Annotated in this window: 6 protein-coding genes and 1 tRNA gene; 5 read left to right on the top strand and 2 right to left on the bottom strand. The window is 75.3% G+C overall.

Annotated features, from left to right (window positions below):
- Window positions 1-26: 26 nt before the first annotated feature.
- A complete protein-coding gene (locus ABD323_RS23190) occupies window positions 27-1,673 on the bottom strand; it encodes an alpha/beta hydrolase (RefSeq protein ID WP_344443828.1) in 1,647 nt (548 codons plus the stop codon).
- Entirely contained in the window at window positions 1,673-2,167 is a 495-nt protein-coding gene (locus tag ABD323_RS23185) for a hypothetical protein (RefSeq protein ID WP_344443827.1), read from the bottom strand. The genes ABD323_RS23190 and ABD323_RS23185 overlap by 1 nt, the downstream gene beginning before the upstream one ends.
- Before the next feature lie 287 nt (window positions 2,168-2,454).
- Between ABD323_RS23185 and ABD323_RS23180 the strand changes: the two genes are divergently transcribed.
- The 5 genes from ABD323_RS23180 to galE all read left to right on the top strand — a co-directional run bounded on the left by ABD323_RS23180 (window position 2,455) and on the right by galE (window position 7,336).
- Window positions 2,455-3,834, top strand: coding sequence for an MFS transporter (locus tag ABD323_RS23180; RefSeq protein ID WP_344443826.1), 1,380 nt, complete (start codon window positions 2,455-2,457; stop codon window positions 3,832-3,834).
- Between the two features lie 152 nt (window positions 3,835-3,986).
- Window positions 3,987-4,062, top strand: a tRNA-Thr gene (locus ABD323_RS23175).
- A gap of 185 nt (window positions 4,063-4,247) precedes the next feature.
- Window positions 4,248-4,916, top strand: coding sequence for a response regulator transcription factor (locus tag ABD323_RS23170; protein WP_344443825.1), 669 nt, complete (start codon window positions 4,248-4,250; stop codon window positions 4,914-4,916).
- A gap of 366 nt (window positions 4,917-5,282) precedes the next feature.
- Window positions 5,283-6,380 (top strand): galactose-1-phosphate uridylyltransferase, encoded by a 1,098-nt coding sequence (gene galT / locus ABD323_RS23165; protein ID WP_344443824.1) that lies wholly within the window; start codon window positions 5,283-5,285, stop codon window positions 6,378-6,380.
- The gene (gene galE / locus ABD323_RS23160) at window positions 6,377-7,336 is read left to right on the top strand and encodes a UDP-glucose 4-epimerase GalE (RefSeq protein WP_344443822.1); all 960 of its coding nucleotides are present in this window, start codon (window positions 6,377-6,379) and stop codon (window positions 7,334-7,336) included. The genes galT and galE overlap by 4 nt, the downstream gene beginning before the upstream one ends.
- The last annotated feature ends 27 nt before the right edge of the window (window positions 7,337-7,363 follow it).

Raw genomic sequence — 7,363 nt, 5'->3', positions numbered from 1 at the left:
CGCGCCCCGCCCCCCGCCCGGGGGCGTCAGCGGGGCGGCTGCGGCCCCACCCGGTCGCGGTGGCCGGTGACGATCGCGCCGACCGTGCCGAGCGAGGGGCCACCGCTCGGATCGAGGTAGTCCGAGTGCGCGGCGAAGCTGCCCGACGGGCCGTCGGCCACCTCGAACCGGTGGGCCCCGAACTCCGCGCTGGCCGGGTCCTTGCCGAACCAGCGCTGGTTGAGGTCGCCGCCCAACTCGCCGAGCGGGCCGGGCAGGTAGGAGACGGGGTCGTTGTCGGCGGCGCCGACCCAGACCCGGTCGGGGTCGACGCCCAGCTGCGCGGCGCGCTCGGCGCCGGTGCCGGGGCTGCCGACCAGGACGATGTCGTCCGCGCCGGTCCCGCCGGGGCGCCGGCCCGCCAGACCGACCGTGAGCGATCCGTAGCTGTGCCCCAGCGCGGTCAGATGGGGCGGCGGTCCCTCGTGGCCGGCGCGCAGGCCGGCCAGGAAGCGGTCGTAGCTCGCGGCCCCCGCCTCGGCCCTGGCCTGGCCCAGCACGCCCAGGGTCTGCGGGTCGAGCCGGTCGACACCGGGCGGCGGGTCGTAGCCGAGCCAGACCATCGCCGCCGGGCTCCTGGCCGGGTCGGCGGCGCGCGCGGCCGACCAGAGGTTCCGCGCCCGGTCGGCGTCCTTGCCGCCGACGTTCCTGAGCTCGGTGCCGAGACCGGGGACGTAGGCGGCGATGTCGGTGGCGGTGTCGGGGTTGCCGAAGGAGAGGATGCCGCGACCCTGGCCCTGGTCGGAGAGGCCGTAGAGCAGGACCGGGGGATCGGCCGGGCTCTGCGCGAGCCGGTCCCGGATCGCCCGGAAGCCGTCCAGCTTGCTCCGCTCCTGCGCACTGAGCGGGCCGCGGGCCGTGTAGTCGGCGAGGTAGCGTGTCAGCGCGATCCGGTTGGCCTGGTCGCGGGCGGTCGCGGGCAGGCCGTCGCGGTTGCCGATGAGCTCGGGGTGGGCGGTGATCAGGCGCTGCTGCTCGGCGACGGGCAGCGAACGCCACCAGGCGTTGACCGCCTGGGGCGGGGCGCCGGGCGCGGGCAGTGCGGGACCGAGCAGGTCGGGGACGGTGATGGTGGGGGCGAGCGGGTCGGGGGCGAAGCCGCGGTAGCCGAGGCCGGAGCCGTCGGTGGCGCAGCGGGCGAAGTCCAGCAGCCGGTCGGCCAGCGCCTGGTCGGCGGTGGCGGCGTCGGCCAGCGCGGAGCCGATCCGTTCGGCGAGTTGCCGGGCCTGCGGCGGGCAGTTGCGGGCGTCGGGGTCGTGGCGGTCGCCCTCGGTGCGGGTGGGGCGGGTGACGCGGCCGTCGGCGTCGACGGCGAGGCCGGCGGCGGTGGCCTCGGCCAGGGCCGCCAGCAGCTGGCCGCGGGCGAGTCGGACGGCCTCGGCGCCGGCCCGCAGGGTGGCGCCGATCAGCAGCAGCTCGGTGCGCGCGGAGGTGAGCCGGGCGTCGGTGCGGGCGAGGGCGGAGCGGCAGGCGTCCGCCGCGGTGCCGAGCCAGCCGGAGTCGTCGGTGCGGGCGACGACCGTGGACTGCCACTCCTCGACGTGTCGGCGGAACGCCTCGGCGAGCCGGTCGTAGGCGGCGGCGCACTCCTGGAGCGCGTCCGGGTCGGCCTGTTGGAGGCCGGCGAGGTCCATCAGCGGCCCACCCGGTCCTCGGACCGGCCGCCCACCGGGGGCGGGGCGCCGGGGTGCAGCGTGGTGCCGAAGGGGTCGAGGGCGAACGGGTCGGCGCCGACGGTGCCGGGCCGCGGCGCGAGAGGCGGGAAGGGGCCGGGCGGTGCGGTCGGCGGTGCGGGCAGCGGGCGGGTGGCGGCCAGGCCGGTGAAGGGTGAGGCGGCGGAGGTGTCGCCGTCGCGGTACTGCCGGGCGGTGTCGGCGAGTTGCCGGCCGTGGGTGCCCAACTCGGCGGCCAGGGTGGTCAGCAGGGTCCGCCAGGCGTCGGTGGCGGTGCGCAGGGCCGGGCCGGCGGCCCAGCCGGGCAGGGCGGACGCGGTGCGGTCGGCCGCCTCGGTGACGCCGCCGAGTTCGGTGGGGAGGGCCGCGGCGAGGGCCGTGGCGTCGGCGCCGGCGGCCTCCAGCGCGTCGGGGCGGACCCGGAAGCCGCCACCGCTCTCGCTCGCTGCGATCATCGGACCTCCGCCCCCCTTCCGCTCTGGGTGGTCGCTTGTGCACGCTGCGTGGTCATCGACGCCAGGGTAGTCGGCCGGGCACGCCTCGGCCGGCCGTGATCCGGCCGACTGGAGGGCGGGGTGCCGGTCGGCTGGGGCGGTTGGGGCTGGTGGGGCCAACGGGGCTGGTGGATCCGGTGGTTGTGCTGGTAGGGGGCGTGCGACCCCGGGGCGTGTACGAACGGCATGCGCCCCCGTCACCCGGGCGGCGGCTGCCGGCCGGGACCTCGGCGCGGCACCCTCGGGGCATGGCGATTGACGCGGCGTCAGGGCGGGACGGGTCGGACCTCGGTGCGGGCGGGGGTCTGGGCCGGGTGGCGGCTGCCGCCTTCGTCGGAACGGCCATCGAGTTCTACGACTTCTTCCTCTACGGGATGGCCGCGGCCCTGGTCTTCGGGCACGTGTACTTCCCGGCCCTCGGTACGGCCGGTGCGCTGCTGGCCGCCCTGTCCGTCTACGCGGTGGCCTTCGTGGCCCGGCCGGTCGGTGCCGTGGTGTTCGGCCACTTCGGCGACCGGGTGGGCCGCAAGGCCGTGCTGGTCGCCTCACTGCTGCTGATGGGCCTGTGCACGGCGGCGGTGGGGATGCTGCCCGGGTACGCGCAGTGGGGCATCTGGTCGCCAATCGCGCTGGTGCTGCTGAGGTTCGGTCAGGGGCTCGGGCTGGGCGGCGAGTGGGGTGGCGCCGCGCTGCTGCTGGCGGAGTACGCGCCGCCGGGCCGCCGCGGGCGGTACGCCGGGTACCTGCAACTCGGCCCGGCCGCCGGGTCGGTGCTGGCGACCACGGTCTTCCTGGCGCTCTCCGCAGGGCTCACCGGGGCGGACTTCACGGGCTGGGGGTGGCGGGTGCCGTTCCTGGGATCGCTGATCCTGGTCGGCGTCGGGCTCTTCGTGCGGCTGCGGATCGCCGAGACGCCGGTCTTCGCGGCGGCCGAGTCGGCGCCGCGGGGCGGGGCGCCGGTGCTGGAGGTGCTGCGCGGGCACTGGCGGACGGTGCTGCTCGGCGGTGGCATGCTCTCCTTCGGCTACGCCCTCTTCTACCTGACCAACACCTACGCCCTGGCCTACGCCACCACCGACCTGGGGGTCGACCGGACCCGGATGCTCACCCTCCAACTCCTGGCGGTGCCGCTGGGGGCGCTGGCGGTCTGGTGCAGCGCGGGCGGGTCCGACCGCTGGGGCCGGCGACGAACGGTGCTGGTCGCCGGCGCGCTGGCCGCCGGCTGGTCGCTGCTGGTCTTCCCGCTGCTGGAGACCCTGCGCTCCGGGCTGATGCTGCTGGGGCTGGCCGGGGCGTCCCTGCTGCTGGGAGTGATCCTGGGTCCGGTGGGGGCGTACCTGCCGGAGCTCTTCCCGACCCGGGTGCGCTACACGGGGGCGGCCCTCACCTACAACCTCGGCGGCGTGGTGGGCGGTGCGACGGCGCCGCTGCTGGCCACCAGGCTCACCGCCGAGTACGGGACGGCGACCCCGGTGGGGTGGTACCTGGCGGGCCTCGGCGTGGTGTCGCTGCTCTGCCTGCGGGCGCTGCCGGAGACCGGTGGCTGCGACCTGACACGGGGGCAGGCCGGCCTCCCCGCGGCGGCCGGGCGCCGGGCGGCGGCGGTCAGTGGCGGGCCGGCGGTGTAGGGCCGCCGGTCAGGGGTGCCCGGTGCGGCGGCCGCCCTGCGCCGGGTCCCGCTCGGGCGCGCCCCGCGCCGAGGGGCGTGAACCGGGCGGTGGGCACCGGATTTCCCAATCCCCCCGATGACCATGTAATGTCTTCCTCGTTCGACCGGTTCGCCCCTATAGCTCAGTCGGTAGAGCGTCTCCATGGTAAGGAGAAGGTCTGCGGTTCGATTCCGCATGGGGGCTCCACGAGAAAAGGTCTCCGCCATCACGGCGGGGACCTTTTTCGTTATCCTCCTGCCACCGTCCGGACCGGCCGATATCTAGCGAGCCGGGTCCGTCATGCGCTGTGATGGTGCGTCAGCAGTGCTGTGGCGTACGGCCGGTACGCGGCGCGTGGACCCGGTTCCGCGCAGGGTACGGGGGAGGGCCCCTTGGGCGTACGGCTCGTCGTGGTGGACGATCACCGCTTGCTGGCCGAGGCACTGGCGGCGGCGCTGCAGGTGCGCGGCCACCGGGTGCTGGCGGTGGGCTGCCCGGCCGCCGCGGGTCCGGACCTGGTGGCGCAACGCCGTCCGGAGGTCTGCCTGCTGGGCGTGGCGCGCCCGGGGGCGCCGGGGGCCTTCACACCGGTGCGCCGGCTGCGCCAGGAGCGGCCGGAGGTCGCGGTGGTGGTGCTCGGGCCGGTGGACGACCTGCGCGGGGTGGCGAACGCCTTCGCCGCCGGCGCGGCCGGCTACGTCCGCAGCGACGAGCGGATCGAGGTGGTGGACCGCGCGATCACCCGCGCGCGGGCCGGGGAGGCGGCCGTGGCGGTGGAGGTGCTGCAGGCGGTCTTCGAGCGGCTGCTGCACCCGGTGCGCGAGCCGGACGACGAGGCGCTGCGGCTGCTCGGCGCGCTGACCCGCCGCGAGGTGCAGGTGCTGGCGCGGATCGCCGAGGGGCAGGACACCCAGGAGATCGCGGCGGGCATGGGGATCGCGCCCAGTACGGCCCGCACGCACGTCCAGCGGGTGCTGATGAAGCTCGGCGCCCGCACCCGGCTGGAGGCGGCGGCGGTGGCGGACCGGACCGGGCTGCTGGCCCGCCTGGTGCGCGACTAGCCCGACCGGCCGAACCACCCACCCCCTTCCGCACCCCCACCCCTGACCCCTTCGCCGACCCCGTCTCCGCCCCCGTCCCCGCCCCCTGTCCCGGCCCCCTCGCCCAGGGCCCGGCGGCCCGCCGCCCGGTCGCCGCGGGCGGGCGGCGCCCTGCCGCGGCCTGGGAAAAGCTGTCAGTACCGGCGCCCGGTGCGCCCTCGGCGCGCCCGTAGCCCCCTGATCCCGGCATCTTTTCGGGTATCAGTCATGACAGTCTGTTGACTGGTGATGAGTTATGTTTGATTATGTGTGAAGCCGCGCCTGACGAGCCCGAAATCTCCGACGGCGATCAGCGGAAGGCGGACGGCTTCACCGAGGGCGGAGACTGTGCGGAAGACCACGACCAAGCTGGCGGACGGCCGCGAGCTGATCTACTACGACCGGGACGAGTCGGTGCAGCGTGACGCACGCGACCGGCGCCCGCTGGAGCCTGCCGCGAGCTTCGCCGAGATCCGCCGCGATCCGGTGCTCGGTGACTGGGTCACCGTGGCCTCCCACCGTCAGGCCCGCACCTACCACCCGCCGGCCGACGAGTGCCCGCTCTGCCCCTCCCGGGACGGTCGGCTCAGCGAGGTCCCGGCGGCCGACTACGACGTGGTGGTCTTCGAGAACCGCTTCCCCTCGCTGTCCACCGACGCGGCCAGCTACGTCGAGGGCCGCGACGTCCCCATGCAGTTGGGGCGCCCGGGGGTGGGGCGCTGCGAGGTGGTCTGCTTCACCGCCGACCACGGCGCCTCCTTCGCCGACCTCAGCGAGTCCAAGGCCCGCCTGGTGCTGGACGCCTGGACGGACCGCACCGCGGAGCTCGGCGGCCTGCCGGACATCGAGCAGGTCTTCTGCTTCGAGAACCGCGGCGCCGAGATCGGCGTGACGCTGGCCCACCCGCACGGACAGATCTACGCGTTCCCGTTCACCACCCCGCGCACGAGCAAGATGGTCGCCAGCGCGGTGGGGCACCGGGCCCGCACCGGCCGCAACCTCTTCGAGGACCTGCTCGCCGCGGAACTCGCCGACCCCGTACGGGTGGTGCTGGCCGGTGAGTACTGGACGGCGTTCGTCCCCTACGCGGCCCGCTGGCCCTACGAGTGCCACCTCTACCCGAACCGCCGGGTGACCTCGTTGACCGCCCTCAACGAGGCCGAGCGCGCCGAGTTCCCGCGCCTCTACCTCGACCTGCTGCGGCGCTTCGACCTGCTCTTCCCCGGCGACGACGGCCCCGGTGTACCCGCTCCGTACATCGCCGCCTGGCACCAGGCCCCCAGGCACGGGGGCGACGAGCTGGCGCTGCATCTGGAGCTGTTCACGATCCGACGTACGGTAGGCAAGCTGAAGTTCCTGGCCGGTGTGGAATCGGGCATGGACGCGTTCGTCAACGATGTGTCGCCCGAGGCGGCGGCGCAGCGCCTGCGGGAGGTCGCAACATGAGCAAGTACCTGGTCACCGGCGGTGCCGGCTATGTCGGCAGTGTGGTCGGAGCCCACCTGCTGGAGGCGGGGCACCAGGTCACCGTGCTGGACGACCTGTCGACGGGCTTCCGCGAGGGCGTGCCGGCCGGCGCGGACTTCGTCCAGGGCCGGATCCAGGACGCCGCCGACGTGCTGGACGGCTCGTTCGACGGCGTGCTGCACTTCGCCGCCGCCTCCCAGGTCGGCGAGTCGGTCGCGGACCCGGAGAAGTACTGGCGCAACAACGTGGCCGGCTCGCTGGAGCTGGTCAGCGCGATGCGCAAGGCCGGCGTGCGCAAGCTGGTCTTCTCCTCCACCGCCGCCGTCTACGGCGAGCCGGAGGTCAGCCCGATCGCCGAGACCGCGCGGACCTCGCCGACCAACGCCTACGGCGCCACCAAGCTGGCCGTGGACCACCTGATCACCAGCGAGGCGATCGCCCACGGCCTGGCCGCGGTCAGCCTGCGCTACTTCAACGTGGCGGGCGCGTACGGCGCGTACGGCGAGCGGCACGACCCGGAGTCGCACCTGATCCCGCTGGTCTTCCAGGCCGCGCGCGGCATCCGTCCGCACATCTCCGTCTTCGGCGAGGACTACCCGACGCCGGACGGCACCTGCATCCGCGACTACATCCACGTCGCCGACCTGGCCGAGGCCCACCTGCTGGCGCTGGACGCCGCGCAGGCCGGCGAGCACCTGATCTGCAACCTCGGCAACGGCAGCGGTTTCTCGGTGCGCGAGGTGATCGAGTCCGTGAAGCGGGTGACCGGCCGGGAGATCCCGGTGCAGGTGGCCGGCCGCCGTCCGGGCGACCCGGCGGTGCTGGTCGCCTCCGCCGAGCGGGCCCGCCAGGCGCTGGGTTGGACGCCGCGGCGTCCGGACCTGGACGCCATCGTGGCGGACGCCTGGGCGTTCACCCAGGCCCACGTCAAGTAGCCGGAGCGAGCCGCCGAGCGGCGGCCG

The sequence above is a fragment of the Kitasatospora nipponensis genome (assembly GCF_039528135.1).
Lineage (GTDB): Bacteria > Actinomycetota > Actinomycetes > Streptomycetales > Streptomycetaceae > Kitasatospora > Kitasatospora nipponensis.
This window is presented reverse-complemented; position numbering and strand designations above follow the sequence as displayed.